Origin of the sequence: Lacrimispora amygdalina (genome assembly GCF_003432035.1) — a bacterium.
GTDB classification, from domain to species: Bacteria; Bacillota; Clostridia; order Lachnospirales; family Lachnospiraceae; genus Lacrimispora; species Lacrimispora amygdalina.
The window spans coordinates 34986-51106 of record NZ_QOHO01000013.1; the positions used below are offsets into that span (position 1 = coordinate 34986).

A 16121-nucleotide genomic window follows, 5' to 3' on the forward strand; every position below is an offset into this window, starting at 1 on the left:
GTCTTTCTATCGTGTAATTAACTACCGTGTATAGTTCCTAAATAAACCGTTCACATTCCAAAGGTGTCAGCCTGCGAATCAGGTTACGCCTTTCGACAATGCATTTATTCTGACTGACATACTGGCTGCCGATGCCTTTCTCATCCCCACGGCAAAGCGCGCCCACCACCTCTTGGTATGGCTCACACACTGCGTGGCGGTCGGAGGTCGTAATGGTGTAGCTGATGTCCGGCTTACAGCCGAGACCGTTGCCGCCGTTTTCCGGCTCCCGGTCAATGGTGTTCCCCGCAATGCAGATGGTTTCCTGCAAAATAGCAATGCCGCCTTGGTTTTTGCTGGGGTCGGGGTTTGTCGTGTCAATGGTTCTGGCAACGTCCGTTTCCCGGCATCCCGAATGGGGATTGGCTGATTTCATGCTGTTGGATTCCTTTGAATCAAGGGAAAATGCAACGGGGTTCCCCACCAGCGGAACATTGTTTCCTCCGGTTCCCATCCGGGCGGACATGGTGGGCGCCACAGCATGCGGGCCGGTGTAGCGGCTGTCGATGCCGTGATTTTCAAACAGCACCGGCTGGTTATTGCCACTCATACCGGCACTTGCCGTGATAGTCGGACAAATGCCCTCACCAATTTCAGCGCCGCCCTGCTGGGTTGCCATGACCAGCGGCTGGTGTCCATGCTCTTGGGCACGGAGCGTACCGGTGATATCCTCGGTGGAGTGCATCTGGCTGCCGCCCTGATCGTTGAGGCACAGAACTGATGGCGCAGTGCCCGTTTTAATGGTAGGGGAATACTCAGCCTGATAGCCGATTCCTCTGGCTTCGGCACTGGCATTGCCGCAGAAGCCTGCAGTAAGCACACAGGGATAGCCCTGTCCGGCCTGCCCGCCACCGCCGGTTAGCGAGGTGTGTGTTTCGGGAGTCAGAAAACAATCTCCATCCCCCTTGCTGACAACCCCTGCCGCAAACAACAGCCCTGCCGGGTTTCTGCCACCGCCGCCGTCCGCACCGGCAAGAGTAGGAGCCACACCCTCCGGCGTGAACACACGGCTTTGCTGGGTGTCCCAGCTGTTCATGCAATTGGGCTGAGATACCAGCGGAGGATGCCCTCCCATACCGGCGCGCAGTGTAGACGAAACATCCTCGGTGACATCCATCCGTTCGCCGCCCTGATCGTTTAAGCAGAACAGCGGCTGTGCCACAAAGGTCTGCTGCTTCATCCCCGGCTGGGCCTGTATCGCTCCTGCAACATCGTGCAAATCCCGTACCTCATCACGCTGATTTGCGGCAAAGGCTATCGCTGTTTTTTCTTCTGTCTGGATATATCCGTGCCCGCCGCCTTCGCCGCCGTAGAGGGCGGGCCATGTCCCAGTTTCTTCAAAAATGCGGCGGCTTTGGACATCCCATGGTGTCAGGCAAGCCCCGCCTGTATCATCAGTGCGTCCCTGAGCTGGGGCGGCAGTTCCTTGCCTCTGGCCTCCGCTCTGCGCAATATTCCCAAACAGGCCGTCTTGCTTAAATAGTATTTCGGGTGCGGTCGTACCTCCAAAATCTGCGACAAGGAAGATGCGACGGCGACGCTGGGCGACTCCCCAGAATTGAGCGTCCATGACTCTCCAAGCCAAGCTGAATTCATCTCCCAAAAGGGCAGCCCCAGCAGATTCCCAGCGCCCGGACTCAGGTCGAGGCACATCACAGGCACTGTACTTAATGCGGACGATCTCTTCAATGACCGCCCTGAAGTCCTCGCCGTCTGCGGAGCTGAAAGCTCCGGGGACGTTCTCCCAAACGAGGTATCGAGGTCGAACAAGGTGAGCTGGTACGTTTCGCTGCTCATCGGCTTTTCTCATCTCCTTTGCAATTCGGGTCTGCTCCATAAACAGGCCGGAACGCTCACCCGCCAAGCCCCGGCGCTGGCCAGCGACCGATAAATCAGTGTTATTCCGAATTCGGGATAATCAAGATTATGCCGAGAAAATAGTTATCCCGAAGTTTAAGCCGTTGCCCTTGTAAATAAAGGGGTTGTGGTCAAAAACTTCGGGATAATAGAATTGTGTCCATTGTTTAATTGCATAATAGAAAAGGCAGGTTTCATCTGACTATCTGAAAATGCGAGGTAAAACAAATGGACACATTTAATTTGAAAGTGGCCGCCGAGCAGTCTCTAAGGCTACTGGAGAGGAGCGGCGCAAGCGCAAAAACAGTTAAAGGGTATCGAGTTACAGGTTTTGGTGCAATTATTCGCCATTTCACCCGACAGGGTGTTATGGATGTGAACGCCGAAATGCTCGACACTTTTGTGCTGGAGCAGCGCGAACATTTTGAACAGGGTGAGTTTTCCGAATGGAAATGGCGGCTGGTCCGACGTGGGAGTGAATTACTCAAACACTTTGCACAGACCGGTACAGCGGAGTTGACCGGGCTCCGCCCCTGGAATCCTATTTTGAGAAAACCGCGCCAAAGTGTTGAACTGGACATGCCAACACCTGAACAACTGGCCGACCCCGACGATCTTTTCGCACTGAGTTGGCGAGTAAGGCAAGAGCTTCTCAAAGCGGGGCTGACGAAACGGACAGTGCGGCATTATACGGTCGAAGGAATGACAGTCATCTTGCGCAGGCACACAGAGCAAGGACTGGCACACTATTCTGAATCACTGTCATCCGACATAGTGGCGGAAATACGAAGCAAATATGAGCAAGGTCTTACCTCACGGGTTTCATACCAGAACCTGCGCAAAGCGAGTTACCTTCTGGCTGAAATGTACCGAACCGGGGGCATTACTTTCTGCAAGATTCCAGATTGGGGGCAGCGCGAACCGACTCCCGAATTTTCAGCCTTGCTTCTCCATTTCTGTGACAATGCTAACCGTACCGGCATACTTGCGGGCAGCACGGTCAAGACGGCTCGAAGCGCCATACGCACCTTTTTCTTTGAACTGGAAGCGCGTGGCAGGATATCCTTTGACGGCATCACTTTGGCAGAGGTCAGCGACACCATAACCCATATGGCAACCCGATATACTGGCGGTCTGCACTCGGCCATCTTTTCCGTGCGGATATTTCTCCTGCATTTGTATGAAAACAATTTCACACCGGAGAACCTCAGCCTTGCGGTTCCTGAGATGGTCGCACGCAGAACTGTATTCCGAGAGGGTTTTACCGGCGACGAAACAGCGTGCCTGCTGGATGAACCAGATTTAGCAACGGCTGTCGGTAAGCGTGATTACGCTATGATGCTTTTGTCCGCCCAAACCGGTCTGCGTGCCTGTGATGTTGTAAATCTCAAACGGGAGGACATTGACTGGCGGGCCCGGGAGATTCGCATTGTTCAGCAGAAAACGAGAAAGCCTCTGAGCCTGCCTCTTGAACCTGAAAGCGGCAACGCAATTGCAGACTATCTGCTCCATGCCCGCCCGGAAAGTGATTTGCCGTATATTTTCCTGTGTCACACCGGCGCTCTGCGCCCCATTAACAACCGCAGCGCCAGCGCCCTTGTGACAAAGTACCTGCACCGCGCAAAAATTGCTTCAGATATTCCCCACCGGGGGTTCCACAGCTTCCGACGGGCGTTTGGAACCCGGTTGCTGCAAAGCGAGATACCGCTTGAATTGCTTCGACAACTTTTGGGGCATTCAAAGATTGATTCGGTGAAACCGTATCTCTCCGTAGATGAGCAAGGCCTGAAAACCTGCGCTCTGGGGCTTGTGCCTTGCGAGAAGGTTGGTGATTTTGCATGACATACACGTTTGAAAGCCTTTTTGACAAGCGTCTGTGCGGGTTTGTACAGCAAAAGAATGCCGTCGGATTTCCGTATAACGAATCGTTACGACTGCTGCGCGATTTCGACCGGTTCTGCCTTGACCGGTTTCCCTCTGAAACCGCTTTGACTAAAGAGATATGCTTGGCTTGGGCTGTCCGAAAGGATACGGAGGGCAACAACACCTTTCGCAATCGCTTAATGCCGGTCAGGGAATTTGCTCGTTACCTAAACCGTTGCGGGGAACTGGCCTTTGTGCTCCATCCCAATTTCGCAAAGAAAGGTCAGCGGCACATCCCACACATTTACAGCGAGGAAGAAATCGCTGAACTATGGGATGTTTTAGACCATCTGCGGCCGCGCAAGGGCTATCCTATCCGCCATTTTGTTCTTCCAACGCTTGTCCGGCTATTGTATTGCTGTGGCCTGCGCCCCTGCGAGGCTCGAAAACTTCGGACTGCCGATGTGGATTTGGAAAAGGGACGCTTGGAGATTATGGAGAGTAAGGGTCACAAAAGCCGCATTGTGATGATGGCGGATGATGTTGTTGAAATATGCAGGCGATATGATGAAATTGTTTCACGGCTTATGCCGGGACGTGAGCTGTTCTTTCCCAATTCCGATGGAAATCTGTATACCAAAGAGTGGCTGGAAAAGACATTTCGCATTGCTAAAGCCAAAGCAGGAATCGGAGCATCCGGTGAGCATTCCCCCAGACTTTATGACTTCCGGCACACATTCGCAACGCACCGTCTGTACCAGTGGATGCGTGATGGCAAGGACGTAACCGCCATGCTGCCGTATCTAAGCGCGTATATGGGCCACGCGCAGTTAAGCGACACATATTACTATATCCACTTGGTTCCGGGCCTGTTTGAAAAAATGACGGGGTTCGATTATTCAGCGTCAGAACATCTTTTGCCGGAGGTGGAGTGCGATGAATGATTTTTTTAATACCATCAGAAGTTTTCTGTTGGAGTATCTGCCCAACCAAAGATGCTTTAGCGAAAACACGATTCGATCCTACCGCCAGGCACTGAATCTTCTCATTCTGTATTTGCGAACGGAACAAAGGTTATCCATTAAGCAAATACGATTTGATGCCATGAACAGAGAAATGATTTTGAATTTTCTTGATTGGCTGGAAAATGACCGGCACTGCGGCGTCAATACCCGCAACCAACGGCTTATGGTATTGCGCTCATTTTTTGATTACGCCGGGGAGCTCGACTGCACGCAGATTGCATTAAGCGTAACCGTCCAGAATATTCCGATTAAAACGCCGCAAAGCAAGGTGGTAGAGTATCTGTCGGAAACAGCGTTGGAGGTTTTACTGAAACAGCCAGATCCGACAAAACGAACCGGGTTGCGCAACCTGTTTTTTATGGTACTGATGTATGATACAGCCGCGCGTTGCGGTGAACTTTTGGACATGAAGGTTCGTGATCTGTGCATTAAGGTTCAGCATCCCATTGCCTATTTGCACGGCAAAGGCAGCAAGACCCGCACGGTACCTTTGCTTGCCGGAACAGTTCAGCATTGTGAGCGATATTTGCGCACATTCCACTCGGATGAAGCAACAAACAGCGAAAAACCTTTATTTTACACCGTTATTCATGGAATACAGCAGGCAATGTCTGCAGATACGGTTGCATTGTTTCTCAAAAAATACGGTAATTTAGCTTACCGTGCCTGCCCGGAGGTCCCGCCGCATATCCATGCGCATATGCTCAGGCATACCAGAGCAATGCACCTGTACCACCAAGGAATGCCGATGATGCTGCTTTCTGAATATCTCGGTCATGCCAGTGAGGAAACAACCAAAGTATATGCTTACGCAGATACCGAAATGAAGCGCGCGGCGATTAACAAAGCTGATATTGTTCGAGGTAACGCTCCGCCACCCGTGCCGGTCTGGGCTGACGATGAGGACATGATTCTCAAATTATCTGGCTTAATCTAATGAAATATCCAATATTGTTATCCCGAAGTTTTTGACCACAACCCTTTTATTTACAAGGGCAACGGCTTAAACTTCGGGATAACTATTTTCTCGGCATAATCTTGGCAGGGTGAGCCGCCACAAATGACATCCACAGGCGGCAGTTTCGCTCCGTCCAGCTTTGTGATATCCCCGACATGGAGCATTTCGGGGAATCGGATTTTCGTTACTTCGATGGGAAAGGCTTCGATTTCACTGGCCCATACGGGCGTGACGCCGTTGCGGACGGCGGCAAGGGGAAAGCCTCCGATCCCATCGAAGAGGCTCCCCATCGTCATCATCAGGCCATCCTCATCGCCTGCTGGGGAGCTTCAGCCGGTTCAATGCCTTTAGCTCTGCCAATAGCAAAGCCGTTTTCCAGCTCCATCACCCGGCGAACCGGAATGCCGAGCCTGACCGCTTCCTCGATTTCAAGGTGCATTCCGAAGGAAATACGGTCGCCATAGCACCACAGCTCGTCGCAGCGGGGCAACATGGCAAGTCCCATATCCAGACCCGCCTGGCGCTCCTGCGGCTTGGAATCATCAAGGAGCTGCGGGTATAACAGATGGGGCGCAAAAAAAGCGTGCCCCTCGCTCATCACATGGCGGCACGCTTTCCTGGCAAATTCGGTATTCTGTTCGATGTCCCCGGCATAAGGGGACGCCACATAGATTAGTTTCATAGGCTTTTTCCTTTCTGTGCTATTTTGGCGCAACCGCCTGTACGATGGTGCGGGTGGTGTTGACGGCCGCCTGTGCGGTATACACGGCGCTCATCACATTGGCCTTTGTGCTGGTGTCCAGCCCGAAGGCTCCGGCAATTCGCGGCACTTCTCCGGCGGCCAGCATCAGACCAAGCCCCAGCAAAGCATGGGTTCGCAGCACCATAAGCCCTGCCGCGAGGATGGTCGCCTGTAAAAACGTGGTCAGGCACAGGCCGATAATCTGCTTGCACCACTGGGTAAAGCCGTCGATGTAGCCGCGGGGAACGGAAAACATATACAGGCTGCCCACGGCGATCTGGATCAGCAAAATACCGCCGCGCTTCAGGTTGGCAAAGAACACTTTAATGACCGCGTAGCCCATCATGATAATCATAAAGAGCAGCAAGATCGGGCTTGTAATGACAGACAGTCCGCCGAACACGCCAGAGTCCATGGCGCCAACCATATCCGCTGAGCTGCCAAGCTCGGAAATGATGTGCCCGGCAAGGTCGCCGAAGCTGGTCCCGTAGCCGGTGATGCCCGCTGTGAGGCTGCTCTGGAGATTCACCGAGAGCTTGAACAGCTCCACCGGCACGGTGGTAAAAAGGGACACCGCCATAAAGCCCTTGATGGCGTTTAAGGCGGTGTCCTTCACGCTGCCCCGCCCGTGCTGGTATTCGATGCCGGTTTCAAACGCCGACACCACCAGCCCGGTTCCGTACAGCGCCCAAGCCAGATAGGAAAAAAACAGGACGATGGACTGTACCCAGCTCATCTCAAACAGCTCCACGCCCATGTTTCCCATCTGTGCAAAGAAGTCGGCCAGAAAGCCGACCACCTGTCCGTAGAGCCATTCGATGATCTGATCCATGACGGTTCCAAGGACAAAGTCCCAGATAAACATTGGATTCTCACCCCTTTCTGTGGAAATAAAAAAGGCACACCATAGCAATGCCTGCGGTGTGCCAACATATCTGTCTGAACAAATTTCGGGCAGGGCGCAAAGATTTAGAAGACTTCAAAAACGACTTGACAATCTGCTCGTTCAGAGCTTCAATACCACACAACGGTGGCCGCCGAAATAAGGAAAAGGAGGTCAATTGCGTGGCAGATTACAAAAAAATGTATGATTCGCTGTTCAACGATGTGACGGATGCCATTTCGCTGCTTCAGCGTGCGCAGCAAAAGACGGAGGAGCTTTTCATCTCCGGCAATGACGGCGTTATTGTGGAGCTCAAAAGAGATTCCGAGCCTGACGGCAGCGATAAATAGCGAAATTCGTTTACAAACAGCAAGGAGAGCGGTTCTGCCGCTCTCCTTGTTTTGCTGCCACAAACGCCTTTTGGGGGAAATAAAAAAGCGCACCATGGGTTCATTCACAGTGCGCCTTGGAGCATAATTCCGATTGGTTTTTCAGCTCGCTCATCCTGACGGGGTCTATATAGTGGGTGGCATAGGCTTTTTCAATGTCCTCGCCGCCGCTTTTGGAAAACCGGAGCTTCTTTGCGTGAGGGCGGTTTTTCAGTCCCCACTGCTTATAAAAGGTCCACGAAGCCTTGAGATTGTTTTTCGCGGCATAGCTTCGGATTTCCCGCATGATAAGGGACAGTTTGGAGAGGTTCACTTTGCAGACACGCTCCAAATAATCCACCTTGCCGAAGCGCCACTGCTCATAATCCTCTTTGGATAGGATGTCTAAATCCATCAGCACCTGCACGGGGACAGCTATGCCGCTCTTTTGCAGCTGCTGATACATGGAGTTATGGATTTTCCCTTTCATATCATTGCTGTTCACCGCATCACCTCCTGCGCATTACAGCATTTTCTGCTGGGTTTGCCCACCGGGAGCCTGCGTCCTTTCAAGCCCCTCATCCAACTGGAGCAGGGTTTGATTCAAGGCTGCCATGCTTTCGGATAACCGTACCGGTGAAAGAATATCCCGCTGCGAAAACACATAAATCTTCTGCATTTTTGAAAAGGCCGCCGCCAGCTCGTCATCTGTGCCAACCGCATCAAACAGTGTGAATTCGGAAAACGGCTTTTCCGACAGATCACTTCCGATCCGCTCCCTTTCTTCTTTCCGCTTATAGGCGAGCATGGCTGTGAGCTCTTCCGGCGCTGAGAGCAGGGTGCGGATTCTTTCCTGTTCCATCATAATAGCAAGGTCATAAAGGTGCTTTGCGGTATCAAACAGCATACGCCGCTGGTAATAAAACTCCGCAGCCAGTATTTTATCCGCGAAGATCCGTTCCAGTTTGATGGTCTGCACAGAAAAGGGCTTTACGCCATAAGCCGATTCGAGAATTTGCCGCTGCTCACCGGTTGCCTCCGAATAAAGCAGCGGTGAAACTTCAAGAGCTTCCACCGGTTCACTGATGGTGAAGGAGGTTGCTTCCACTTTGACATAGCCAAAACGCTGCAGTGAGTCAGCGGAATCCACCGCAGTCACAGGTACATATTCATATACGCTGGTGATGCTGCCCCTCTGATTGCTTTCTCTGGCTTTATCGGTTGTCCTTGAAAGAGTATGATAGCCGTTTGCCGATGTTTCCAGCCGCTTTTTTCCCTGACTTTTTGAACAGTCTTGAACCGCAACCGTCAGATCAATATCTTCCGAAAAGCGTTTCATGCGGCCGATGGATTTATACAGGGCGGTTCCGCCTTTGAAGTATGCGGGAAGGAAATTCTGCTTTTTGGACAGTTCCCATAACAGCAGCGTCAGATAATAATCCTTTTCGACAATGTCACTTCGGATGCCTGTTCTGCGGCTGACGTCCGAGAGCAGGGCTTCAAATGCGTCTTTATCCTGATGTAAGTTCATCGTTCACCTCCATGAGTAAGTCAATAAGGGGCAGGATCACCTTTGCCGGGTAATGTTTACGTGCGGTAAACAGCAGGGCAAGACCGTCAAGCTCCTGTTGCTTTGCGTAGCCTGCCAGCAGCAGCTCCGGCCTCTGTGCATCTATGTGCGCATCGGCAAGCGCCATTGTCAAATCGATGAACTGGAGATATTTCCAGTTGTCCTCCGTTACCGGCACAGCAGGCTTCTTGAGTTTAATATGGCAATCCTTCGGCAGCTTTGCACCATAGCGGTTTGTGGTGATTTCCATGTCGCGGGGAATCAAGGTAGTCAGTCCCAGCTTATTCATCAGGAATGCGCCCGATTCGTATCCGATTTTTACACCGCCTTGCTCCGTCAGGGTTTTCTTCATCACCTGTTCCGTGCTGGGCGTAACCCTCCCGAACACGGTCTGCTTCACCTGGCAATAGATACCTTTTTGCAGCCTTTCGATTTCGCCCTTGTCCGCCATCCGCTTCAGCTTCACATTGGTCAGGGCCTTGGCCTGCTCATAGGGCAAGTCAAAGGTTCCCGCCAGCTGTGCCGCTATATTTTCTGTTTGGATGGCTGCTTCGTAGGGAATATTTTTAACGGTTTCTGCAATGTGTTCTCCATATCCAATCTGCTCCATGTGCTTCACCTCCCGGTTGAGTGATATTATATTGCTTGTTTTCATTTGTTATTTTTTCCATTATAATATCACTTTATGCACCGGAAGTCAATCTGTCCCTGCTTACATCCCCAAAATCGTCCAGTCAATCCTTGCAAAAGGGCGGTCAATCAATCCGCCCCACAAGATTGTAGATAATGGTGATTTCTTGCCGTTCTACTCCATCCACCATGGATTTTTGCCCGACCACAATTTTCTCCACCAGCTTGATGAGCAGTTCACGGTCAAGCCTTTCGATGTCTTTTGAACCTTGGATAAGAGAAACCCACTCACGGATGTCATGCTCGACTTCCTGTGAGTGGGTTAATTGGTCGGCAAGCTCTGCCGCCAGTATTGACTTTTCCTGTTGCTCCTTTTTGTACTTATCCATCATATCCAAGACCATCTCACGAGGGATATCTCCAAGCACCATTTCCTCATACAGCTTAGAGATAAGACGCTCCAGCTCGGACAATCTATGGCGAAGGCTTTGCAGTTTTTTCTCCATAGCTTTCTGTTCAGTGGTGGTATCGGCTTGCTTTTTCCGCTTTATTTCAGCGATGACAGCATCTTGGTCAAGGCTTATCATCTGTGCCTTTTCGCGAATGTCACCGAGGATTAAGTCAGAGAATATACTCTCCAAAGTCCTGTGGGGAGAGCAGATTGCTTTGCCACCTTGGGAGTAGCCACAGCAGATATATGCGTGGTGGTTGTTCCTGTGACCGTCCTTTCGGGTGTTGCTGTCCCTTACAAATTTCATGCTCCTGCCACAATCACCACATTTCAGTAAGCCAGAGAACAGACTGATTTCACCATCTTTGTTGCTTTTGCCAACTGTTCCTCTGTCACCAAGCTTTCGGGCAGTTTCCCATAGCACGAGGGATACTATCGGCTCATGGGTGCCCTCAGCTCTGACCCATTCTTCTTCGGGACGATTGACTTGGGTTTTGTTTTTGTAGGAGATTGTGCCTTTTCGCATCTGTACTATGTTGCCAATGTATGCCTCGTTTTTCAGGATTTCCCTCACCACCACATCACTCCAAGACCTTAATCCTTTCTTTGGATTGGGCTTGCCGATGCTGTTGTAGTAGTACTCTCGTGGCGGTATAATCTTTTCATCATTCAGTTGGGTGGCAATGGTGCGGTAGCCCATGCCGGTGGCTCTCATCTCAAATATTCTGCGAACGATGGGTGCTGCGTATTCGTCGATGAGCAGTGGCGGTTGCCTTTGCTCATTCTTGATGTATCCGTACGGAGCATAGGCACCCATGAAAAATCCATTTTTTGCTCTTGCTATTTTTGCCGATTTTACCTTTTTGCTTTGGTCACGACTGTACCACTCATTTACCAAATTCTTAAAAGGCATCAGCTCATTCTCTTTTTCGAGGGTATCAATGCCGTCATTGATTGCAATAAATCTGCACCCTAATGTGGGGAATAGGTAGTCGGTGTACTCTCCGATTTGAATATAATTTCTGCCGAAGCGTGAGAGGTCTTTTACCACCACGCAGTTGATTCTGCCGTTACGCACATCATCTATCATCCGCTGAAACTGGGGGCGGTCGAAGTTCGTGCCTGTCAGTCCGTCATCAATGTAGATATCTACCAGCACCCAGCCTTTCTTGGTGATGTAATCGGTGACGATTGAACGTTGATTTTCAATGCTTAAACTCTCGCCATCTCGCTCGTCATCACGGGATAGCCTGAGGTATGCTCCTACTTGATAAGTCATTCTTTTAATCCTCCATTCCGTTGATTGCCAAGGTTATCCTTGACTATAGCACACACATTACCACAAGCATTTTCAAATAGCTATCACCAAAAGCACTAACTATTTGCGGTGGCAAGCGCCTTATTAACCACCCATTCTCGCAGTATTTCTTCCAAGGTGTGCTGACCATTGAACACAGAATTGACTGCATAAATGGTCTTTCCAATTTGAACCTCTCGGCTCACGGTTAAAGGCTTATGGTTGGTTTGATTATTCATCTCTTTCATAGGCTGTCCTTTCTCCCTGTGTCGGGGTTAAAAATAGCACCAAACATTTCTACTCGGTGCATCACATTTTCATTTCAAAATCGTATCCGCTGTGGTCATCCTGCTTTTGACCAACGCCTTTTTTATGCTCCTTGACCGCAGGTCTTGTGGTGCTGTCCCTTACAGGAACAGGCTGACTAAGAGATTCCACAGACCTACCAAGGCTGATAATATCACTGCCAAGGGCAGCAAGCTGATTAGTATCCAAAGCCAAACCGCCCACTCTATTCTCGGCAATTTCAGCTTGGGCAGAGAAAAACGCTTCTCTTTCTTCCTCCCAGCCTGTGATAAGGTCTGCTGTATCTGTGACAGGCTCTTGCTTAATTTCTCCAAGTCTGACTGTGTCGGCAGGCTGCTCATTTGCGTTTTGAGGCTGTGGCTCTGCTGCTGCAAGGCTTTCATCTGCTCCTGGATGGTGAGCAAAATCTCGAACAGTTCGTCCAAGTCCTGCTGTGTCAGAGGACAGGGATTGTGTATCGGCTGTGGTAATGGCTCGTTCGTTGGTTGTGGTTTGTTCCGCTGTTTGAGTTCTTCCAGTGATAATTTCCTGTCGGATTCGTAGCTCAAGCTCCATCCTCTCCTTTAAATATTTTGATTCGTGCAAGCGGTCATCTCGGCAGTTCATCCCCTTGGGTGTGGTGTAGGTGATGCTTTTTCGGGTATCCGTCCACTTCACACCATACCCCTCAAACTCCATCAGCTCGATAAATTCGTCCTTGCTGCCTGCGTGTTTCATGCACTCATCGATGGTATTCATCAGCCGCATTTTCCAGCTTTCACCCTTGGCTGCTGCATGGTATTCTGCAACACTCATGGACTTGGTACGGTCGTATTTTGGTTTCGGCTGGCATATTTCAAATCCATATTCCATGCAAAGCCTGTCATTTAACTGCCGTATGGGTTCTATCTCCGGGGTGCTGATGTGAAACTTTCTGCCGGAGTCAAAGGCAACCGAGTTGATAATAAAGTGAGAATGAATGTGGTCACGGTCGGTGTGGGTGCAGATTAACACCTCGTAATCCTTGAAATGCTCCGCCAGTTTAACTGCCATTTCGTGTGCAATCTTGGGTGAGACATCCTCACCCTTTGGGAAGGACTGCACCATGTGGTAGTACATACGACCGCTGTCTTTGCCGTGCAACAGCTTGGTATTAATAAATTCGTGGTAGACCGTTTCGGGGGAACAGTTTAGTCCCGACACCAAACGCTCTCCCTCAAACAGTGTCTTTTCGGTTTTCATGGCATAGTTCATCACCGCAGACATACTGGCTCGTGACTGCTTTTTCTTGAACTTTGCAAAGCTGACAATGGCTATGCTGACCACCTCCTACGCTCTAAGATTTCTTTAAGCTGCTGATTGATTGTGACCATTTCCTCCTGCACACCTGTGAGATTGACAGCCGAAATTCTACCGCTGTGGGCAAGCACAGCAATCTGATTGAGGTTTCTGCCCACAGCTTTCAGCTCCTTGAGCACCTGGGCAAGGTTGGTGATAATGACAATTTCCTTGCCAAGACAGGTAGCGGTGACATAGTCGGTGAGTGTCCTGTTTGCTTGCTGTGCCTTGCGGTGGATTTTCTCCAAATCCTCGTCTGAGATTCTGAGGTTAAGTCTTGCGTTTTTCATGGTATTCCTCGCTTTCTTGGTGAGATGGATTCGTTCTAAAGGGGTGCGGGTTCACCCGCCCAGCAGCATCGGCGTGTAGCCGAATGCGATGCTGGCTCTCTCCGAGGAGAGAAAGTGTAAGCGGTAATTTTGCGGTTAAATGGATAACCGGCAGAGAAGAAAAAATGCACCCTGTCGGGTGCTTGAAATGGGTCGGCTGTGGGTGCGTGTTTCGGCTCAAAAACCGCCCACAACGGCTTTGTTGGCAGTGGGTGGGGTAGTTACTCCCATCGCCGTTACAATCGGCACACTGGGGCAACAGTGCGGTATATCTTCAGAGAAACAAGGGGGCAAGGGTGCAGTGTCCTTAGAGTCTTACCCTCTTACCCCCTTGGCAGTGATGAGTACCATTTATCGCCCTTTCGGAATGATTTCACTCCAATATTTTGTTTGGCTATTTTCAGTGTACGGTTGGAAATATCCAGTTCCTTGGCTTGGCTTGTAATTTCTTCGGAGAGCATTTCGCCCTCAGAAAGCAAATCCTTTAACAGCTTTTCAGCTTGCGCCGTTTTGCTGAGTAACGAGCCGTTTCCGCAGAGTAGTTCATCCACTGTGGTTTCGCAATAGCCTTTCCAGTGAAATCCTGTGTCGGGGTCAAGCTCAAAGGCAATGGATTTTCCCTCGGGAGCAAGGTTGCTTTTATCGTGAGCAACAATTCTCAGTGTCGGTTCATCTTTTACTCTACCGACCACAAGAACACTTCTCACTGCTGCCCGAATATCAATTGAGCCTAAACCTCTGTATGCAGATTTTGCACCGCCCATTTTATTCATGTGTCCAATTAAAATTACTGCACAGCCAGTGCGTTCTGCAAGGAGGGCAAGCCTTTTCATAATTGGTCTGATTTCATTTGCCCGATGCATATCTACATTGCCACCGAGGTAGGCTTGAATAGGGTCAAGCACAATCACCTTGGCATCGGTTTTCTTGATAGCCTGCTCCAGTCGTTCATCGGAGAGGGTCAGCTCCACCTCGTTTTCATCAATGACAAGCACCCTTTCGCAGTCAGCACCAACAGACAAAAGACGAGGCTTGATGGTGTCGGCAAGACCATCTTCAGCTGTTTGGTAAATCACATTGATTGGCTCTGTTCCATTTTCTTCTTCTGGCAATGGTTTGCCTTGGGTGAGCAGAGCAATGAGAGCAAGCACAAATGTGGTCTTGCCCTCGCCGGGGTCACCTTGGACAACGGTGATTTTTCCATAGGGAATATAGGGATACCAAACCCATTTGATGTCCTCTACCTCCACTTGGCTCATTTGAATAAGCTTCAGTTCTTTTTTCAATGTTGCATCATCCTTTCAATTTTTAAATTTGTGTTTTGTCGTTCTTCCTAAAGACAGTTCCAGACCGAATTTCTCTCCATCGTTGTCGTTGCTCGCTCTGTCGAGGTCGTGGCAATCGTATCATTCTTTAGACGATCATGAAATTTTCAAGGTACGGTTTTTTTATAGGTAAATAACCCCTCACTGTGTAGGCGGTGAGAAAGCGATTTTGACAACCATATTTGAGAAAAGGTTTTAGTCCCTCACTACTAAGCCGAAAAAATGAGGGGGTTGAGCGGTAAAATATAAAAATTATTTATCTCCTCATCTGCATCCACACTCAGAGACAATTTTTCAACCTTATTTAAAAAAGCTCCGAACATTTTGTTCAGTATCGGATTTGTAGCCCTTTGTGTGGTTGCTTGTGAGTGGTTGGTCGATTGGAATGTTCCTGTCGGCTGCGTGGGGCGCATATATGCAAAAAGCACCGACCTATCGAAAAAAGGTCAGTGCTTTGAGGCATCGTATTAAGTTCAGAGAATAAAAAATGACGAACAGCTAACCGATTATCGGTTTAAACTGTTCGCCATCTTTTTCAAATATTTCGAGTATCATTCTTGCTCCCATGCGGAAGCCATCTGTAAATCGTTCCTCGCCGCTGATGTAGTTTAGCTCGCCTTGTGCTGATATGAAATCCTGCAAAAGTTTCTGTTGTTCTTCATCAAGTTGCGCCATCAACTTTTCTTCAAGGCTGCTGATTCGGCACATTGCCTTTTGATAGTCACTGCCTTGTACAACCGATTTTTCCACTGGATTTATGTTGCCGTGGTACAGCTCACTCAGTATTTTTTCTTTCTGCATTTATGATCACCTCGCTTTCAAGTACAACACAGTACCACAAGCAAAGTAAAATAGCTACCTAAATATCTTCGTCTTCTATATCCTCAGTTGAAAAATAATTAAGTAGTGAATAAATAATTTTTAATTGTTCGTCGTTTAAACTTTTAACATCAATATAGTGTTTATTTGAAACCCCTAACAAGTAGTCCGTGGGCACTTTAAATATATTTGCAAGTTCAATAATATATTGCATGGAAGGTGCTGATATTCCCATCTCCCATGCGTTGACACTTGAACGTGTAATGTTTAATTTTTTAGCAAGCTGTGTCTGGGTAATCCCTGTTTGTTCACGAAGTAATTTTATAGTTTCTGCAATCATTT

Annotated in this window: 16 protein-coding genes and 2 pseudogenes; 4 read left to right on the plus strand and 14 right to left on the minus strand. The window is 49.6% G+C overall.

What is annotated here, in order from left to right:
* Nucleotides 1–421: 421 nt before the first annotated feature.
* Nucleotides 422–1948 (minus strand): annotated as a pseudogene (locus DS742_RS30125) (DNA cytosine methyltransferase); the annotation flags it as partial.
* 176 nt (nucleotides 1949–2124) lie between these two features.
* On the opposite strand from DS742_RS30125, the gene DS742_RS04090 reads away from it, so the two are divergent.
* From DS742_RS04090 to DS742_RS04100, 3 genes are read left to right on the plus strand one after another with little or no spacing between them, the layout of a single operon-like run.
* Nucleotides 2125–3738, plus strand: coding sequence for a tyrosine-type recombinase/integrase (locus tag DS742_RS04090; RefSeq protein ID WP_117415753.1), 1614 nt, complete (start codon nucleotides 2125–2127; stop codon nucleotides 3736–3738).
* The gene (locus DS742_RS04095) at nucleotides 3735–4703 is read left to right on the plus strand and encodes a tyrosine-type recombinase/integrase (protein WP_117415754.1); all 969 of its coding nucleotides are present in this window, start codon (nucleotides 3735–3737) and stop codon (nucleotides 4701–4703) included. The genes DS742_RS04090 and DS742_RS04095 overlap by 4 nt, the downstream gene beginning before the upstream one ends.
* The gene (locus DS742_RS04100; RefSeq protein ID WP_117415755.1) at nucleotides 4696–5721 is read left to right on the plus strand and encodes a tyrosine-type recombinase/integrase; all 1026 of its coding nucleotides are present in this window, start codon (nucleotides 4696–4698) and stop codon (nucleotides 5719–5721) included. The genes DS742_RS04095 and DS742_RS04100 overlap by 8 nt, the downstream gene beginning before the upstream one ends.
* 98 nt (nucleotides 5722–5819) lie before the next feature.
* On the opposite strand, the pseudogene DS742_RS04105 reads toward DS742_RS04100, so the two are convergent.
* The 3 genes and pseudogenes from DS742_RS04105 to DS742_RS04115 all read right to left on the minus strand — a co-directional run.
* A pseudogene (locus DS742_RS04105) lies at nucleotides 5820–6032 on the minus strand (DNA cytosine methyltransferase); the annotation flags it as partial.
* An 8-nt stretch (nucleotides 6033–6040) separates the two neighbouring features.
* A complete protein-coding gene (locus DS742_RS04110) occupies nucleotides 6041–6424 on the minus strand; it encodes a DUF7768 domain-containing protein (RefSeq protein ID WP_117415757.1) in 384 nt (127 codons plus the stop codon).
* Between the two features lie 19 nt (nucleotides 6425–6443).
* Nucleotides 6444–7349, minus strand: coding sequence for a conjugal transfer protein TrbL family protein (locus tag DS742_RS04115; RefSeq protein ID WP_117415758.1), 906 nt, complete (start codon nucleotides 7347–7349; stop codon nucleotides 6444–6446).
* Nucleotides 7350–7549: 200 nt separating this feature from the next.
* Here DS742_RS04115 and DS742_RS28700 point away from each other — a divergent pair, with 200 nt between their 5' ends.
* The gene (locus DS742_RS28700) at nucleotides 7550–7717 is read left to right on the plus strand and encodes a hypothetical protein (protein WP_169008498.1); all 168 of its coding nucleotides are present in this window, start codon (nucleotides 7550–7552) and stop codon (nucleotides 7715–7717) included.
* Nucleotides 7718–7817: 100 nt separating this feature from the next.
* Here the strand turns inward: DS742_RS28700 and DS742_RS04120 are convergent, their stop codons facing one another.
* The 10 genes from DS742_RS04120 to DS742_RS04160 all read right to left on the minus strand — a co-directional run bounded on the left by DS742_RS04120 (nucleotide 7818) and on the right by DS742_RS04160 (nucleotide 16119).
* On the minus strand, nucleotides 7818–8240 hold the full coding sequence (locus tag DS742_RS04120) for a hypothetical protein (RefSeq protein WP_089608650.1): 423 nt from the start codon (nucleotides 8238–8240) through the stop codon (nucleotides 7818–7820).
* An 18-nt stretch (nucleotides 8241–8258) separates the two neighbouring features.
* Nucleotides 8259–9266, minus strand: a complete 1008-nt coding sequence (locus tag DS742_RS04125) for a nucleotidyl transferase AbiEii/AbiGii toxin family protein (RefSeq protein ID WP_117415759.1) — start codon at nucleotides 9264–9266, stop codon at nucleotides 8259–8261.
* Complete coding sequence (locus DS742_RS04130) at nucleotides 9247–9960, minus strand: DUF6088 family protein (RefSeq protein ID WP_242996386.1); 714 nt, start codon at nucleotides 9958–9960, stop codon at nucleotides 9247–9249. Before DS742_RS04130 ends, DS742_RS04125 begins: the two co-directional genes overlap by 20 nt.
* Before the next feature lie 100 nt (nucleotides 9961–10060).
* Entirely contained in the window at nucleotides 10061–11665 is a 1605-nt protein-coding gene (locus DS742_RS04135) for a recombinase family protein (protein WP_117415760.1), read from the minus strand.
* A gap of 95 nt (nucleotides 11666–11760) precedes the next feature.
* Nucleotides 11761–11931, minus strand: a complete 171-nt coding sequence (locus DS742_RS28705) for a hypothetical protein (RefSeq protein ID WP_170313361.1) — start codon at nucleotides 11929–11931, stop codon at nucleotides 11761–11763.
* Nucleotides 11932–11992: 61 nt separating this feature from the next.
* The gene (locus DS742_RS04140; protein WP_117415761.1) at nucleotides 11993–13294 is read right to left on the minus strand and encodes a relaxase/mobilization nuclease domain-containing protein; all 1302 of its coding nucleotides are present in this window, start codon (nucleotides 13292–13294) and stop codon (nucleotides 11993–11995) included.
* Nucleotides 13282–13596 carry a MobC family plasmid mobilization relaxosome protein gene (locus DS742_RS04145; RefSeq protein WP_117415762.1) on the minus strand — a complete coding sequence of 105 codons (315 nt, stop codon included), beginning with the start codon at nucleotides 13594–13596 and terminating at the stop codon, nucleotides 13282–13284. Before DS742_RS04145 ends, DS742_RS04140 begins: the two co-directional genes overlap by 13 nt.
* A gap of 362 nt (nucleotides 13597–13958) precedes the next feature.
* On the minus strand, nucleotides 13959–14921 hold the full coding sequence (locus DS742_RS04150) for an AAA family ATPase (RefSeq protein WP_242996387.1): 963 nt from the start codon (nucleotides 14919–14921) through the stop codon (nucleotides 13959–13961).
* 537 nt (nucleotides 14922–15458) lie between these two features.
* Nucleotides 15459–15761 carry a DUF6809 family protein gene (locus DS742_RS04155; protein ID WP_117415763.1) on the minus strand — a complete coding sequence of 101 codons (303 nt, stop codon included), beginning with the start codon at nucleotides 15759–15761 and terminating at the stop codon, nucleotides 15459–15461.
* A gap of 58 nt (nucleotides 15762–15819) precedes the next feature.
* The gene (locus DS742_RS04160; RefSeq protein WP_117415764.1) at nucleotides 15820–16119 is read right to left on the minus strand and encodes a helix-turn-helix domain-containing protein; all 300 of its coding nucleotides are present in this window, start codon (nucleotides 16117–16119) and stop codon (nucleotides 15820–15822) included.
* Between the last annotated feature and the right edge of the window lie 2 nt (nucleotides 16120–16121).

Excerpts from the sequence above, each read along its gene's own strand:
- DS742_RS04155 (WP_117415763.1), bottom strand. The coding sequence starts at position 15,761 with ATGCAGAAAGAAAAAATACTGAGTGAGCTGTACCACGGCAACATAAAT.
- DS742_RS04125 (WP_117415759.1), bottom strand. The coding sequence starts at position 9,266 with ATGAACTTACATCAGGATAAAGACGCATTTGAAGCCCTGCTCTCGGAC.
- DS742_RS04110 (WP_117415757.1), bottom strand. The coding sequence starts at position 6,424 with ATGAAACTAATCTATGTGGCGTCCCCTTATGCCGGGGACATCGAACAG.
- DS742_RS04100 (WP_117415755.1), top strand. The coding sequence starts at position 4,696 with ATGAATGATTTTTTTAATACCATCAGAAGTTTTCTGTTGGAGTATCTG.
- DS742_RS04130 (WP_242996386.1), bottom strand. The coding sequence starts at position 9,960 with ATGAAAACAAGCAATATAATATCACTCAACCGGGAGGTGAAGCACATG.
- DS742_RS04115 (WP_117415758.1), bottom strand. The coding sequence starts at position 7,349 with ATGTTTATCTGGGACTTTGTCCTTGGAACCGTCATGGATCAGATCATC.
- DS742_RS04160 (WP_117415764.1), bottom strand. The coding sequence starts at position 16,119 with ATGATTGCAGAAACTATAAAATTACTTCGTGAACAAACAGGGATTACC.
- DS742_RS04145 (WP_117415762.1), bottom strand. The coding sequence starts at position 13,596 with ATGAAAAACGCAAGACTTAACCTCAGAATCTCAGACGAGGATTTGGAG.
- DS742_RS04135 (WP_117415760.1), bottom strand. The coding sequence starts at position 11,665 with ATGACTTATCAAGTAGGAGCATACCTCAGGCTATCCCGTGATGACGAG.
- DS742_RS28705 (WP_170313361.1), bottom strand. The coding sequence starts at position 11,931 with ATGAAAGAGATGAATAATCAAACCAACCATAAGCCTTTAACCGTGAGC.
- DS742_RS04090 (WP_117415753.1), top strand. The coding sequence starts at position 2,125 with ATGGACACATTTAATTTGAAAGTGGCCGCCGAGCAGTCTCTAAGGCTA.
- DS742_RS04095 (WP_117415754.1), top strand. The coding sequence starts at position 3,735 with ATGACATACACGTTTGAAAGCCTTTTTGACAAGCGTCTGTGCGGGTTT.